Source organism: Massilia putida, assembly GCF_001941825.1.
GTDB lineage: Bacteria > Pseudomonadota > Gammaproteobacteria > Burkholderiales > Burkholderiaceae_D > Telluria > Telluria putida.
In genome coordinates this window covers 2,104,831-2,118,996 of the sequence record NZ_CP019038.1, presented here as the reverse complement: position 1 = coordinate 2,118,996, position 14,166 = coordinate 2,104,831, and the positions used below count along the sequence as shown (strand labels likewise).

Here is a 14,166-nt window from a genome sequence, read left to right as displayed (position 1 = left end):
GTGATGTCAAATACTGCTAAGAACGTCGTTGTCATCGGCACCCAGTGGGGCGATGAGGGCAAGGGTAAGATCGTCGACTGGCTGACCGACCATGCCGCCGGCGTGGTGCGTTTCCAGGGCGGCCACAACGCCGGCCACACGCTGGTGATCAAGGGCCAGAAGACGGCACTCCAACTGATCCCGTCGGGCATCATGCGCGAAGGCGTCGCCTGCTACATCGGCAACGGCGTCGTCGTCTCCGTCCCGGACGTGATGCGCGAGATCGACAAACTGGAAGCCGCCGGCATCGAAGTCGCGTCGCGCCTGAAGATCTCGGAAGCCTGCCCGGTCATCCTGCCTTACCACGTCGCGATCGACGTCGCGCGCGAAGCCCGCCGCGGCGTGAACAAGATCGGCACGACGGGCAAGGGCATCGGCCCGGCCTACGAAGACAAGGTCGCGCGCCGCGCGATCCGCATCGCCGACCTGCTGAACGAGACCCGTTTCGCCGAGAAGCTGCGCGAGAACCTGGAGTACCACAACTTCGTGCTGACCGGCTTCCTCGGCGGCCAGGCGCTGGACTTCCAAAAAGTGTTCGACGACGCGATGGCCCTCGTGCCGCGCCTGCGTCCGATGGTGGGCGACGTGTCGTCCGCGCTGTACGCCGCCCATAAAGCCGGCGGCAGCCTGCTGTTCGAAGGCGCGCAAGGCTCGCTGCTGGACGTCGACCACGGCACGTACCCGTTCGTCACCTCGTCGAACTGCGTGGCCGGCAATGCCGCCGCCGGTGCGGGCGTCGGGCCCAGCATGCTGCACTACGTCATGGGCATCACCAAGGCCTACACGACCCGCGTGGGTTCGGGCCCGTTCCCGTCCGAGCTGCCGACGGACGCCGGCGTCGGCGAACACTTGTCGCGCATCGGCCACGAGTTCGGCACCGTGACGGGCCGCGCCCGCCGCTGCGGCTGGTTCGACGCCGCGCTGCTGCGCCGTTCCGTGCAGATCAACGGCGTGACCGGCATGTGCCTGACCAAGCTGGACGTGCTGGACGGCCTGGAATCGCTCAAGCTGTGCACCGGCTACAAGATCGACGGCCGCGACGTCGACATCTTCCCGGTCGGCGCCGAAGAAGCCGCTGCCTGCGTGCCGGTGTACGAAGAGATGCCGGGCTGGACGGGCACCACCGTCGGCGCCAAGTCGATGGACGACCTGCCGGCCAACGCCCGCGCCTACATCAAGCGCATCGAAGAACTGGTCGGTATTCCGGTGGACATGGTGTCGACCGGTCCGGACCGCGAAGAAACCATCGTGCTGCGCCATCCGTTCGCGGCCTGATATGAAGCATGGTCCCTGCCGCGCCACCCGCGGGGCAGGGACGTCAGCCACAAGCAGAAACTAGGACAATCTGAAATGACGACGCCTCCATCGACCGACAAGGACCTGTGGGTCTCCTGGGATGAATACAACCGCCTGATCGAGCGCCTGGCGCTCAAGGTGTACGAATCGAACTGGAAGTTCGACATGGTGCTGTGCCTCGCGCGCGGCGGCGTGCGCCCGGGCGACGCGATCTCGCGCATCTTCGACGTGCCGCTGGCGATCCTGTCGACCAGCTCCTACCGCGAAGAAGCGGGCACGAAGCAGGGCGACCTGGACATCGCCAAGTACATGACGATGACCAAGGGCCCGCTGGCCGGCCGCATCCTGCTGGTCGACGACCTGGCCGACTCCGGCGTCACGCTGATGCGCGTGCGCGAGCACCTCAAGGACAATTACAGCGACGTCACCGAAGTGCGTTCGGCCGTCATCTGGGTCAAGGGCACGTCGTCGATCAAGCCGGATTACCACCTGGTCGACCTGCCGCACAATCCGTGGATCCACCAGCCGTTCGAGGATTACGACGGCCTGCGGCCGCATCAGCTGGCCTCGTGGCTGAAGAAGTTCGAGCAGAACTGATCCGAAGCGGATGCTTAAGGGAAGGGCGACACCACGGTGCCGCCCTTTTTTATTTTGCTGTCACTCCCGGCACTGGCGGAAATGACTTCCCGCTATGGTGATCAAATCGGAGCAACGGCGCGGGCAATACGACTTCGGTAAATCAGCATGGGTTCCCGCTTTCGCGGGAACGACGATGTTGAGGTTTGCGTAGATCGGTTAAGATCGTACCTGCCATAACAATAACAACGCCCCATGACCCAGAGCTTCTTTCAAACCTTCATCCTCCTGTTGCTGGTCACCGACCCCTTCGGCAACGTCCCCCTGTTCGTGACGGCGCTGAAGGACGTCAACCCGGCCCGCCGCCCGCGCATCGTGATCCGCGAATGCGCCATCGCCTTTCTCCTGCTGCTGCTGTTCATGTTCTTCGGCCGCCACTTCCTGGCCGCGCTGCAGCTGACCGACATCTCGCTGCGCATCGGCGGCAGCGTCATCCTCCTGATCATCGCCATCCGCATGATCTTCCCGCATCCCGACGGCGTGCTGGGCCGCAGCGAGGGCGGCGAGCCGTTCATCGTGCCGCTGGCGATCCCCGCGCTGGCCGGGCCGTCGGCGCTGGCGACGGTGCTGCTGTTCACGTCCGGCTCGGTCGAGGAAGTGCTGGTTCACGTGGCCGCGCTGGCGGCGGTCGCCGTGATCTGGCTCGCCGTCTTCCTCGGCGCCGAACGCCTGCAACAGGTGCTGGGCACGCAGGTCATGACGGCGTTCGAGCGCCTCATGGGCCTGATCCTGACGGCGATGTCGATCGAGATGCTGCTGGGCGGCGTGCGCGCCTTCGTCAAGACCCTCTAACCACAAGGACTCCACCATGACCCCGATGATCCGCGCCTGCGCCCTCGGCCTCGCGCTCACGCTGTCCCTGGCCGCCTGCAAGCGCAGGGACGACGCGCCACCACCCGCACCGTTGAAGGCCGACTCGTCGCCGGTCGCCTTCCAGAAAATCGACACGACGGTCGGCACCGGCGCCGTCGCGACGGCCGGCAAGCACGTCACCGTGCACTACACCGGGTGGCTGTACCTGCCGGATGCGCCCCAGCACCACGGCGAGCAGTTCGACACCTCCATCGGCCGCAAGCCGTTCACGTTCCGCCTCGGCAGCGGCGGCGTGATCCCCGGCTGGGACCAGGGCGTCGAGGGCATGAAGGTGGGCGGCAGGCGCACGCTCGTCATCCCGGCAGCGCTGGGCTATGGCGCGGACGGCGCCGGCCCGATCCCGCCGAACGCCAACCTGATCTTCGACGTCGAACTGCTCGACGTGCAGTAAGCGCCGCGCCGTGAAGGCCTGGATGCACACCCCGCAGGGCGAGCTGGCCGAGGCCGTGCACGGCATCGGCTTCTATTCGACCGTGGACGAGCCCTGGCCGCCGGCGCGGCCCCAGCTGAACCGCTTCCCGGCGATGGTGTACTGCGGCCTGAACTTGTTCACCGAAGGCGCCGTCGCGCTGCCCGACGACGGCGGCAAATTGCGCGCCTTGTCCGACTGGGTCGTGTCCGGACCGCGCACGCGGCCCGTCGCGTCGCTCACGCTGGCGCCGCTGCGCACGGTGGGCGTCGTGCTGTATCCGGATGCGTTCGCGCTGTTGACGGGCCTCGCGCCGGCGGCCCTGCAGGACCGCAACGACCCCGCCGACGGCCTCCTCGACGCCAGCTGGGCGGACTGGCCGCAAGCGCTGCGCGCCTGCGGCGACGAGGCCGCGCAACTGGCGTGGATCGAAGCCCGGCTGGGCGCGCGCTGGCACGCCGCGCGCGGACGCTGGGACGCGCACCTCGGCGCGAGCCTGCGCAATATCGCCGCCACCGTGCCCGAGCTGGGCGTCGGCGCGCGCCAGACGCAGCGCCAGTACCGCGCCCGCGTCGGCCTGAGCCCGGCGCAGGCGCGTCGCCTGCAGCGCATGAACGCGGCCGTCTACGCACTGCGCGACCCCGATGCGCCGGCACGCACCTTGGCCGACCTCGCCGCGGAGCTGGGCTATGCCGACCAGGCCCACATGGCGCGCGAACTGCGCCAGCTCGCTGGCCTGCCGCCCTCGCGCCTGGAAACCCACATCGACACCGACCGCGAGTACTGGCCGTACCGGCTTTGATGTCGGGTTTATTCAAGCCCGCGACGACTCCCGCGGCCACAATCGTGCCTTCCAGAAGGAGGCACGACCATGAAGATCACCTTTCTCACCTACGGCACCGACGGCGATACGCGGCCTTTGCTCGCCCTGGCGCATGAAGTCATCGCGCGCGGCCATGCCGCGCACGTGCTGGCCGACGTGGCGGGCGCGCAGCACGCGCGCGCCCTCGGCATTCCCTTCACGGCGCTCGCGGGCGACATGCGGGCCGCGTTCCGCCCCGGTGGCGCGTTCGGCGCGCTGCTGAAGGACGGCGCCAGCATGACGCGCCTCACGCGCGCCTGCGCGGCGCTCGCCCGCGACAACACGCGGCCGTGGATGGAAGCGGCGCGCGCCGTCGCGCAGGGGAGCGACGCCATCGTGTATTCGGGCCTGGCCGGCTTCGTCGGCCTCGCCGTGGCGGAAGCGCTGCGCATCCCGTGCATCGGCGCCGCCATGTGGCCGATGACACCCACGCGCGCCTTCGCGCCGCCGTTCCTGCCGCTGTATCGCCTGCCGGGATGGGCCAACCTGCTGGCGCATCGCGCGTTCGAGCGCATGGCGTGGTCGATGTTCGGTCCCGAGTTGAACCGCGCGCGACGCGACGTGTTCGGGGCGCCGGCGCGGCGCCGCCCGTGGCGGGACGTGGCTATGCTGTACGGCTGCTCCCCGACATTGCTGGCGCGCCCGGCCGACTGGCGGGCGGACGTCGAGATCACGGGCGCCTGGCCATTGCCGGTGCAGCAGGACTGGCAACCGCCGCAGGCCTTGTCGGACTTCCTGGCCGCCGGTCCGGCCCCCGTGTATATCGGCTTCGGCAGCATGGCCGGCATCGCCCAGGCGACATTGATCGATGCCGTCAGCGCCGTCGCCGCGCGGCGGCGCGTGCTGTTCCACCCGGGCTGGAGCGGCATCGATCCGGCGCGGCTGCCGCCCGGGGTAGTCGTGCTGGGCGACACGCCGCACGACTGGCTGTTCCCGCGCATGGCGCTCGTCGTGCATCACGGCGGGGCGGGCACGAGCCACGCGGCCGCGCGCGCGGGCGTGCCGTCCGTCGTCGTGCCGTTCGCCGGCGACCAGTTTTTCTGGGCACGCCGCATGGCGGAGCGGGGGATCGCGGTGACCTGTCCGGCGGCCGGGATCGATGGCGATCGTCTCGTGCAGGCGGTGGACGTGGCGTCGACGCCCGCGCTGCGCGACAACGCGCGGCAAGCCGCGCAGGCGATGGCGGCGGAAGACGGCGTGCGCACGGCCGTCGACCGGCTGCTGGGCGGCTGAAGGGCGGCTGAAGGGCGGCTGAAGGGCGGTGGGCCACCGCAGACTTCCCGGGTATACTGGATCGACGTTGCCCGATGTCCAGCCCAGGAATCCGTGCGCCCACACATGAACCAGTCGCTTTCCCGCCCGACGACGATCAGTTACTTCCTGGTGATCGTCCTGCTGCTGGCGACGCCGGCCTTGCTGGTGTGGCAGCACTTCGGGATGATCCGGACGATCGAGATCTCGCCCAGCCAGCCGCACGGCGCCATGGTCGCCGACGACCGGCGCGAACTGCACGGCAATTCGGTCGCCACGCTGGAGCGCACCCGCGATGCCATCACCATGCATTGTGAGCTGCGCTCGGTCGCGCCTTACCCCTTCTGCAAGATGCAGTTCCTGCTGGGCCAACCCGGCAAGGGGATCGACTTGTCCGGGTTCGACAGTATCGATTTCGACCTGCGCTACACGGGGCGGCCGCCGCACCTCATCAAGCTGCACCTGATGAATTTCGAACCGGAGTTTTCCACGCCCGGCGACTGGAACTCGCAGCGCTTCAACGAGGCCGAGATCGAATTGCCGCAGCAAGCCGCCTTCACGATTCCGATGAACGTGCTGCGCACCGCGGACTGGTGGCGCAGTACGCACAAGATTCCGCTGTCCAAGAGCTATGCCCGGCTCGACCGCGTGACGGCCGTGGAGATCTCGACGGGCGCCGTGCCGCCGGGGCAAACGATCACCATCGAGGTGCGGTCCATCCGGTTCAGCGGCAAATGGATGTCGAAGACGGCGCTCCTGATGGGCCTCGTGTCGGCGTGGATCGGGTGCGGCATCCTCGGCCTGTCGCTGGGCCTGCGGCACTTTCGCGCCAGCCTGTCGGCCACCACGTCTCGCCTGGAACAGCTGGCCGCCGTCGACCGCGAACGCAAGACGGCCGAGGCCGCGCGCGAGGCGGCGCTGGCCGAGGCCATCGGCCTCGCGCGCCAGCGCAGCAATTTTCTCGCCCAGATGAGCCATGAATTGCGCACCCCGCTCAACGCCATCATCGGCTATGCCCAGCTGCTGAAGCGCGACCGGCACCAGCTGACCGAACAGCAGGCCGTCGGCCTGGCCACCATCCACGAAAGCGGCCAGCATCTGCTCACGCTCATCAACGACATCCTGGACCTGGCCCGTGTCGAGGCCGGCAAAATGGTGCTGTATCCTGCCGCCGTCCATCTCGGCGGTTTCCTGCAGGTGGTCGTCGACATCATGCGTGTCAAGGCCGAAGAAAAAGGCCTGTCGTTCCATTACGCGCTCGCGCCCGACCTGCCGGCCGCGGTGACGATCGACGAAACGCGCCTGCGCCAGGTGCTGCTCAACCTGCTGGGCAATGCGGTGAAATTCACCGACCGGGGCACGGTTTCGTTGCGGGTACTGCGGGGGGCGGGCGGCGCGGATGGCGAGGCCGTCACGCTGCGCTTCGAAGTGGCCGACACCGGTATCGGCATGAGCGCGCGACAGCTCGGCCGCATTTTCCACCCGTTCGAACAGGTCGCCGACATGCCGCGGCGCGAAGGCGGCACCGGCCTGGGCCTGGCCATCAGCCAGCAGCTGGTGCGCCTCATGGGCGGCAGCATCGCCGTCGCCAGCGAACCGGGCGCGGGCAGCACGTTCTGTTTCGAACTGGCCGTGCCGGTCGCCGCCGGCAGCCCGGCCAGCCTGTCGTCCGCGCCCGCCATCGTCGGTTATGCGGGCGAACCCAAGCGGGTGCTGATCGTCGACGACGTGCCGCAGAACCGCGCGATGCTGGTGGACGTGCTGCAGGCGGTCGGATTCGTCGTCGCCGCGGCGGAGGACGGCCTGGAGTGCCTGGTCCTGCTCGACAGCTTCAAGCCCGACCTGATCGTGATGGACGTCATGATGCCCGTGATCGACGGCAACGAGACGACACGGCGCATCCGGCGCATGCCGGCATGGGGCAAGGTCCCGATCATCGCGGTCACCGCCGGCGCCAGCATCGACGACGAAGCGCGCTGCCGCGCCGCCGGCGCCGACGCCTTCCTCCCCAAGCCGGTCGACCACGATGTCCTGCTCCGCACCGTCGGTACGCTGTTGGCGCTGGACTGGATCACCCGGCAACCGGTGCCGGGCCCGGCACGGTCAGGCGACGACGCTGCCCTGGTGGCGCCTCCCGCCGAGGAGATTGAGGTGCTCTGGCAACTGGCACGGATCGGGAACATGCGCATGATCCGGGAACGGGCCAGCTACCTGCAGGCGCTCGATCCGGCCTATGGGCCGTTCGCCGATCGCCTGGACGCGCTGGCACAGGGCTACCATTCGAAGGAGTTGACGGCCTTCGTCGCGCGCTGCCGGACCGAGAACGCGGCGCCGCCCGTTTGACGGCTACCTGTCCGGCATCACATCGCTGCGCCACACATGGCCCGCCTGGCGTCCGCCTGGAGCCTGTCTACACACTCCGCGTGAACAGCAGCGCGGTTCATGCACGCCTGGTAGCACGGTACGGCGGCGCCCATTTGATTGCCCTCAAATAATTGTGTGTCGAAAAAGTTTACATAAAAACAAAATTTAAGACACAAGAATATGACGGATCGATGACAAGTTTTTGATTAATTGGAGAAATAACTCTTGGTTACAGTAAATGGCATACGGATTGCTTGCGACGTGAATGCTCTGCCGCGTGCCGGCAGGTCCCTCAACAATCTTCAGGGAGTCCGCATTGAAAACGCTCACCGCAATCACCGTTGCCATCGGGGTGTTGACCACTTCACTGGCGTACGGCGCCACGACCTCCACCCAGTTTCACCTCGAGAAGGACGCGCGCATCGTCGATCTCGGCCTCGCGCCCCAGGCTGAAGTCCGCCGGATCACGTTGTCGCTGGCCGTCAAGAACCTCGCGGCCATGGAAGCCCATGCCGCGGCGGTCGTCGACCCGACGAGCCCGAACTACCGCGCCTTCCTGACGCCGGCCCAGGTCGGCAGCCTGTACGGCCAGGACGCGACATCCATCGCCCAGGTGGTCAATTTTCTCAAGGCGAACGGCTTGACGGTCACGAAAGTCTATGCGAACAACCTGATGATTTCCGCGACGGGCACGAACGCCCAGCTCGCGGCCGTGTTCGGCAGACCGATCCACGCATACCAGACGCTGGGCAGCACCTACGAGGCGCCGGCCGGCGCCACCGCGATCCCGGCCAACCTGGCCGGCATCGTCAAGTCCGTGCACGGCTTGAACGGCCGCCCGCTGTTCCGCAGCAATATTATGCGGCAGCCGGCGTCGGGCGTGGCCACCGGTGAATCGAAGCTGGTGCCCAGCCGCATCCCGACCCCGAACGCCGCGGCCGCATCGCTGCCGGGCGAGTACACGGTGCTGGACTTCGCCGCCAAGTACAACGTCACGCCGCTGTACTCGGCCGGCGTGACGGGCGCCGGCAAGACCATCGGCATCGCCACGCTGGCCGGCTATCGCCAGTCCGATGCGTACGCCTACTGGAGTGCGCTGGGCCTGAGCGTGGCGCCGAACCGCATCACCGACGTGCTGGTCGACGGCGGGCCGCTGGGGCGCGACGGTCCGGGCAGCGGCGGCGCCGGCGAAACCACGCTCGATATCGAGCAGTCGGGCGGCGTGGCGCCCGGCGCCGACATCCGCGTCTACCTGGCGCCGAACTCCGGCAATGGCTTCCTGGACGTGTTCGCCACCGCCGTCGACGAGAACATCGTCGACACGCTGTCCGTGAGCTGGGGCGCCGCCGAGATCTTCAACGGCCCCGACGACCTCGCCGCGTACCACGCCGTCTTCGTCCAGGCCGCGCTGCAGGGCATTCCCGTGATCGCGGCGTCGGGCGACGCCGGCGCCTTCGACATCAACAGCATCTTCCCGTATCCCACCTGCACGACCCTGCTGACGGCGGACCACCCGGCGTCCGACACGGCCGTCCTGGCGGCCGGCGGCACGACCCTGCCGCACACGCAGGTCCACAAATACGGCAGCATCACGATCCCGACCGAGCGCGCCTGGGCCTGGGACTATCTGCGCGGCTACATCACGACGTATTACGGCCAGACGCGGTACTACACCGATTATTTCCCGGTGGGCGGCGGCGGCGGCGTCAGCGTGGACTTCGCCCGGCCGTCGTACCAGAACAACCTCGCCGGCGCATCGGCGAGCGCCGCCGCGCAGAGCCTGTACTGCAAGGCCTCCTTCCTGGGCGATCCGGGCACGGGCTACGAAGGCCTGATCGACCTGCCGCCGGCCGTCCCGGGACGCAATCTGCCGGACGTGTCGCTGAACGCCGACCCGTACAGCGGCTACCTCGTGTACTTCGAAGGGCAGTGGGGCGCGGGCAACGGCGGGACGAGTTTCGTGGCGCCGCAGTTGAACGGCATCTTCACCCTGATCGCGGCCGGCAGGAACAGCCGTCTGGGCGCATTGCATCAGCAACTGTACGGCGCGTTCAAGACCTACGGCTACGGCGCCAAATCGCCGTTCCGCGCGATCACGGCCGGGACGAACCTCTACTACAAGAGCACGAACACGTTCAATCCGGCGACCGGCCTCGGCTCGCTCGACGTGACGAACCTCGCCCGCGCCCTCGGCGTGAACCTGTGAATCCGATACGAAAGACGACGATGAAATCGATCAAACACATCCTGTTCGGCCTCGTTCTTGCAACCTGCGCCGTCTTCGACGCCTCCGCCACGCCGACGTTCAGCGACAGTTTCTTCGTCGCGCCCGATATCGGGCCGACCACGACGCAGACCTGGAATTTCGGCATCGCGGAGACGGGCGCCCATCCGGGCGACACGTTCCTCTACGACTTCCTGTTCAACACGCCGCCGGAACCCGCCTGGTTCAAATTCGCCGTGTTCCCGGACGTTGCCGGTTCGCTGGCCTTCACCGACCTCGGCTTCTTCGCCGGCGACTTCGTGACGCCGATCGACGCGCTGACCCTGTCGCTGGCCAGCGAACTGGCCAGCGGCCAGGGCGGCATCACGAGCGGCACGTATGACCTGCGGCTGGCCGGGACGTTCCTTGCCGACGGCGCCGGCTTCACGGGGCAGGCGTTCTCCGACGTCCCGGAGCCGGTGAGCCTGGCGCTGATCGGCGCGGGCCTGGCGGGCATGGTGGGCGCGCGCCGCCGCAAGGCGCTTGCTGCGGCCGAGCAGGCTTAGCCGACGCCGCTGCCCGACCCTTCGACGAGCACCGGCGCGCGATAGCCCGCCGGCTTGTCGCCGACCCGGGCGCCGCCGTACATCATGCCCTGCATCGCATTCGTGAAGAAATAGTAGGGGAACGGCGTCGCGGGCCGGCTCGCCTCGTCCAGGCGGCGGACGAGTTCGAGCGGGAGCTCGAACTCGAGCGCGCCGAGGTTCGTCGTCAGCTGTTCCGGCCGCGACGCGCCGACGATCACGCTGGCCACGCCCGGGCGGTTCGCCACCCAGTTGAGGGCAACCTGCGCCATCGGCCGGCCAACCTCGTCCGCCACTCTTTCCAGTTCATCGACGATCTGGAAATTGCGCTCCGACAGATGCTGGAACGCCGGATTGCCATTCCCCTGCATGGCCGCGAGACGGCCTTCCGCGGCCCCGTCGCGGCGATAGCGGCCGGCCAACAAGCCACTGGCCAGCGGGCTCCAGACGGTGATGCCCATGCCGAGTTCGGTGGCCAGGCGCTGGTATTCGTGTTCGATGTTGCGCTCGACGAGCGAATACTGCATCTGCAGCGCCGACACCGGTTCATAACCGCGCCACTCGGCCAGCGTCTGGGCGCGCGCCGCATACCAGGCGGGCACGTCCGACAAGCCGATGTGACGGACCTTACCGGCACGCACGAGATCGTCCAGGGTGCGCATCACTTCTTCCACGGGCGTCAATTGATCCCAGGCGTGCACGTAAAACATGTCCAGGTAATCCGTCTGCAGGCGCTTCAGCGACCCTTCGACGGCGCGCATCAGGTTCTTGCGGCCATTGCCCCCGCCGTTAGGGTTCGCCGCGGCCAGGTTGAACGTGTACTTGCTGGCGAGGACGAGTGCGTCGCGCGATTTGCCGGACTGGATGAATTCCCCCAACCAGGTCTCGCTGGTGCCGTTCGTGTACACGTCGGCGGTATCGATGAAGTTGCCGCCGTGGTCGCGATACAGGTTGAACACGCGCTCGGCCGCCGCCTTGTCGGAACCCCAGCCCCATTCCGTGCCGAAGGTCATGGCGCCCAGCGACAGGCGGCTGACGCGCAGGCCCGTGCGGCCGAGCGTGTAGTAGACGGGTTGTTGCATGACGTTTCTCCTTGTCTGGTTGGATGAACGTCAGCATAATCGGCGCGATAAGAAAGAAAAACTGGGATAATCTTGAGTCCCTATTAAGAGCTGCTTAATAATGAAACTGAGCCAACTGGATGGGCTGCTGGCATTCGCGACTGTGGCCGAGCGCGGCAGCTTTACGACCGCCGCGGCGGTGCTGGAAGTGACGCCGTCGGCCGTCAGCCAGACAGTCCGGCAACTCGAGGAGCGGCTGGGCGTGCGCCTGCTGCACCGGAGCACCCGCAGCGTGAGCCTGACGGAAGCCGGGGAGCAATTTCTTGCGCGCGTGGCGCCGGCCGTGGCGGAGCTCACCCAGGCGGCGGCCGAGCTGGACGCGTTCCGCAGCGGACCCGGCGGCACATTGCGGCTGAACATGGCGAACATCGTGTATGCCGTCTGGCTGCGCCCCTTGCTGCCCGGCTTTCTCGCCAGGTATCCCGGCATCAAGGTCGAACTCGGCTTCGACGAAGGCTTCGTGGACATCGTCGCCAGCGGCTTCGATGCCGGCGTGCGCCTCGGCGAATCCGTCCAGCTCGACATGGTGGCCGTGCCGCTCACGCGTCAGGAACGGCTGTGCATGGTGGCGTCGCCGGACTATGCGGCGCGGCGCGGCCTGCCGCGCACCATCGAGGAATTGCAGCAGCACGATTGCATCCGCTACCGGTTTCGCAAGAACAATGCGATCTACCGCTGGGAACTCCTGCGCGACGGCCGCCTCGTCGATGTGGAGGTCGACGGGCCGCTGATCGTGACGAACAGCGCGTCGATGGCGGACGCCGCGCGCGACGGCATCGGCATCGGCCACGTCTTTCTGCGGCAGGTCGAAGCGGACCTTGCGGCGGGGCGGCTGGTGCCGGTGCTGCCGGACTGCTGGTCGACACAGTCGGGCTTTCATCTCTACTATCCGACGCGGCGGCATTTGCCGGCGAAGCTGCGGGCGTTCATTGATTACTGCGGGGAACGGTTGGGGGGCGCGGCGGTGGATGAACAATGAGGTTGGACCTCGACGTTTCAGGGCTATTGCCTGCACTGGTCAAAACCGTGTCGGTACGGAGACTATCAGGCGAAAGTCGGGCGTGTCGCGCGTCAGTCCCGCGGCGATCAGGATATCGATGGCCGTGGACGGGGTTAACACGGCTGACCCGCCCAGCTCAAGAAAAGCGTTCATGTTGGTGGTAGGAACGGGGGCGTTGTCAATCCGCGTCTTGTTGAGCAGGTTGAGGCTGAGAGCGGCGCGCAGCGAAGTTGCGGGTGCCGTTGCTAACGCCGTACCAAAGCGCAGGCCGTAGATGTTTCCGGGTTGAACGCGGGCAGTGCCCTTGTCGCGCGCCTGGAATCGGGTTGCCGACAAGCTGCCGAAAAACACCAGCGGATCAACGCGCTTGATCGCGTTAACTGAGGCTTGCAGTGAAGGAAAGCCTCCACCGAGCGCAACCAATGGGCGTCGTTCGTAGCTTGTGTTACGGCCAGTTGCGGCCTGATAGCTGAGACTGCCTATGACGCTCGGAAGTCTGTCAATCTCGGCGATGAACTGATGCGAGGCAGCCACCGACAGGTCACCGACGCCGTTGGCATGGGTTGATTGGGTCCCGCTCCTGATTGTTTCAAACACATACGGCAGCGTGCCTTCTATCTGCCATTGTCTCGGCAGGCCCAGCCGCACCGTCACGCCCGGACCGAAAGACGTGCGGCGAAACCCGCCGTCGCCCGAGCTGTGCGAGGCCACGAAATTCGGCTCGACTTCGGTCGATCGGGGCGAAAGCAGCAGTGCGCGTTCTCTGACGAGGGCACGCTCGAGTGCACGATTGCTGTCGGTAGATGCGTCTTGCTGCGCCGGATCGGCAATTGTGTCGGTCCCTATCCGTGCCGGTGTCAGTTCGCGCTCCAGCAACTGGATGCGCTGTTGGAGACGCTCGATCGTCGCGCCTGTTCCGCGATCTTGCGTTGCATTTCTTCATTGTTCTGCGCGTTGCAGCTCATCACGACGCCGAACAAGACCGCACCGGTTGTCAGTTCTTTCATATCGTGGCTAACCGCTTTATTTGATGTCGAATCCCACGCCTTTCCACTTTGCGCTGAAGGCAGATTGTTCCATCTCGTAATTCCCGAAACTGGGGTCGCCGATATTGACGACTGTCGCGGTCACCCCGCGGACGACGACGAAGTGAGGATAGCCGTGAAGGGTGAGGGGCACGATCATTGGCGCGCGCTGGGCAAGGTCAGCCACCGTCATGTGCGCATAGCCGTCTCCGCGGAAGCCGATCCGTGCAAGGTAACGCTGCATGTCCAGCAAGGAAAAGCCTCCACGCACGCGTACGCGCAATGGATCTGTCTGGCGCAGCATCCCGCGCGCTACGGTTTCCTCATCGGTCGGTACACCCTTGTAGTAACGCAGTACTGTCGCCAAGGTGGCCGCGCCGCAACTGTTGTCCCAGCGTTGCGTGATGAGCGCCTCGTGTCGGATCTCGAGCAACGAGCGCACCGGCCGCTCGGACCAAGCTGGCGCTGCGTACAGCTGACAGGCCAGCATCAGGAACAACGGC

14 protein-coding genes are annotated in these 14,166 nt (G+C 66.9%); 10 read left to right on the top strand and 4 right to left on the bottom strand.

Features of this window, described 5'->3' with window-relative positions; translation table 11 throughout:
* Positions 1–3 precede the first annotated feature (3 nt).
* From BVG12_RS11720 to BVG12_RS11680, 9 genes are all read left to right on the top strand, one after another.
* Positions 4–1,314, top strand: coding sequence for an adenylosuccinate synthase (locus BVG12_RS11720; RefSeq protein ID WP_075792537.1), 1,311 nt, complete (start codon positions 4–6; stop codon positions 1,312–1,314).
* 75 nt (positions 1,315–1,389) lie between these two features.
* Positions 1,390–1,932: a phosphoribosyltransferase gene (locus tag BVG12_RS11715; RefSeq protein ID WP_075792536.1), complete on the top strand. Its 543-nt coding sequence runs from the start codon at positions 1,390–1,392 to the stop codon at positions 1,930–1,932.
* Between the two features lie 234 nt (positions 1,933–2,166).
* The gene (locus BVG12_RS11710) at positions 2,167–2,763 is read left to right on the top strand and encodes a MarC family protein (protein WP_075792535.1); all 597 of its coding nucleotides are present in this window, start codon (positions 2,167–2,169) and stop codon (positions 2,761–2,763) included.
* Between the two features lie 16 nt (positions 2,764–2,779).
* Positions 2,780–3,235: an FKBP-type peptidyl-prolyl cis-trans isomerase gene (locus tag BVG12_RS11705; RefSeq protein WP_075792534.1), complete on the top strand. Its 456-nt coding sequence runs from the start codon at positions 2,780–2,782 to the stop codon at positions 3,233–3,235.
* A gap of 22 nt (positions 3,236–3,257) precedes the next feature.
* Positions 3,258–4,055, top strand: a complete 798-nt coding sequence (locus BVG12_RS11700; RefSeq protein ID WP_075792533.1) for an AraC family transcriptional regulator — start codon at positions 3,258–3,260, stop codon at positions 4,053–4,055.
* Between the two features lie 69 nt (positions 4,056–4,124).
* Positions 4,125–5,348 carry a glycosyltransferase gene (locus BVG12_RS11695; protein ID WP_075792532.1) on the top strand — a complete coding sequence of 408 codons (1,224 nt, stop codon included), beginning with the start codon at positions 4,125–4,127 and terminating at the stop codon, positions 5,346–5,348.
* Positions 5,349–5,453: 105 nt separating this feature from the next.
* Entirely contained in the window at positions 5,454–7,709 is a 2,256-nt protein-coding gene (locus tag BVG12_RS11690) for an ATP-binding protein (RefSeq protein WP_075792531.1), read from the top strand.
* A gap of 337 nt (positions 7,710–8,046) precedes the next feature.
* Complete coding sequence (locus tag BVG12_RS11685) at positions 8,047–9,936, top strand: S53 family peptidase (RefSeq protein ID WP_169926809.1); 1,890 nt, start codon at positions 8,047–8,049, stop codon at positions 9,934–9,936.
* 20 nt (positions 9,937–9,956) lie between these two features.
* Positions 9,957–10,499: a PEP-CTERM sorting domain-containing protein gene (locus tag BVG12_RS11680; RefSeq protein ID WP_075792530.1), complete on the top strand. Its 543-nt coding sequence runs from the start codon at positions 9,957–9,959 to the stop codon at positions 10,497–10,499.
* On the opposite strand, the gene BVG12_RS11675 is transcribed toward BVG12_RS11680, so the two are convergent.
* Positions 10,496–11,599, bottom strand: coding sequence for an aldo/keto reductase (locus tag BVG12_RS11675; RefSeq protein WP_075792529.1), 1,104 nt, complete (start codon positions 11,597–11,599; stop codon positions 10,496–10,498). The two genes, BVG12_RS11680 and BVG12_RS11675, sit on opposite strands and share 4 nt — an antisense overlap.
* 100 nt (positions 11,600–11,699) lie before the next feature.
* On the opposite strand from BVG12_RS11675, the gene BVG12_RS11670 reads away from it, so the two are divergent.
* Positions 11,700–12,617: a LysR family transcriptional regulator gene (locus BVG12_RS11670; RefSeq protein WP_075792528.1), complete on the top strand. Its 918-nt coding sequence runs from the start codon at positions 11,700–11,702 to the stop codon at positions 12,615–12,617.
* Between the two features lie 39 nt (positions 12,618–12,656).
* On the opposite strand, the gene BVG12_RS11665 is transcribed toward BVG12_RS11670, so the two are convergent.
* The 3 genes from BVG12_RS11665 to BVG12_RS11660 are packed head-to-tail and all read right to left on the bottom strand — an operon-like array spanning position 12,657 to position 14,105.
* A complete protein-coding gene (locus BVG12_RS11665) occupies positions 12,657–13,514 on the bottom strand; it encodes a hypothetical protein (protein WP_075792527.1) in 858 nt (285 codons plus the stop codon).
* Complete coding sequence (locus tag BVG12_RS34010) at positions 13,496–13,645, bottom strand: hypothetical protein (protein ID WP_156895612.1); 150 nt, start codon at positions 13,643–13,645, stop codon at positions 13,496–13,498. Before BVG12_RS34010 ends, BVG12_RS11665 begins: the two co-directional genes overlap by 19 nt.
* 16 nt (positions 13,646–13,661) lie before the next feature.
* The gene (locus BVG12_RS11660; protein ID WP_169926808.1) at positions 13,662–14,105 is read right to left on the bottom strand and encodes a C39 family peptidase; all 444 of its coding nucleotides are present in this window, start codon (positions 14,103–14,105) and stop codon (positions 13,662–13,664) included.
* Positions 14,106–14,166 lie beyond the last annotated feature (61 nt).

What these genes read in the sequence shown, in the direction of transcription:
- BVG12_RS11720 (WP_075792537.1), top strand. Translation starts at nt 4, where the DNA reads ATGTCAAATACTGCTAAGAACGTCGTTGTCATCGGCACCCAGTGGGGC.
- BVG12_RS11715 (WP_075792536.1), top strand. Translation starts at nt 1,390, where the DNA reads ATGACGACGCCTCCATCGACCGACAAGGACCTGTGGGTCTCCTGGGAT.
- BVG12_RS11710 (WP_075792535.1), top strand. Translation starts at nt 2,167, where the DNA reads ATGACCCAGAGCTTCTTTCAAACCTTCATCCTCCTGTTGCTGGTCACC.
- BVG12_RS11705 (WP_075792534.1), top strand. Translation starts at nt 2,780, where the DNA reads ATGACCCCGATGATCCGCGCCTGCGCCCTCGGCCTCGCGCTCACGCTG.
- BVG12_RS11700 (WP_075792533.1), top strand. Translation starts at nt 3,258, where the DNA reads ATGCACACCCCGCAGGGCGAGCTGGCCGAGGCCGTGCACGGCATCGGC.
- BVG12_RS11695 (WP_075792532.1), top strand. Translation starts at nt 4,125, where the DNA reads ATGAAGATCACCTTTCTCACCTACGGCACCGACGGCGATACGCGGCCT.
- BVG12_RS11690 (WP_075792531.1), top strand. Translation starts at nt 5,454, where the DNA reads ATGAACCAGTCGCTTTCCCGCCCGACGACGATCAGTTACTTCCTGGTG.
- BVG12_RS11680 (WP_075792530.1), top strand. Translation starts at nt 9,957, where the DNA reads ATGAAATCGATCAAACACATCCTGTTCGGCCTCGTTCTTGCAACCTGC.
- BVG12_RS11675 (WP_075792529.1), bottom strand. Translation starts at nt 11,599, where the DNA reads ATGCAACAACCCGTCTACTACACGCTCGGCCGCACGGGCCTGCGCGTC.
- BVG12_RS11670 (WP_075792528.1), top strand. Translation starts at nt 11,700, where the DNA reads ATGAAACTGAGCCAACTGGATGGGCTGCTGGCATTCGCGACTGTGGCC.
- BVG12_RS34010 (WP_156895612.1), bottom strand. Translation starts at nt 13,645, where the DNA reads ATGAAAGAACTGACAACCGGTGCGGTCTTGTTCGGCGTCGTGATGAGC.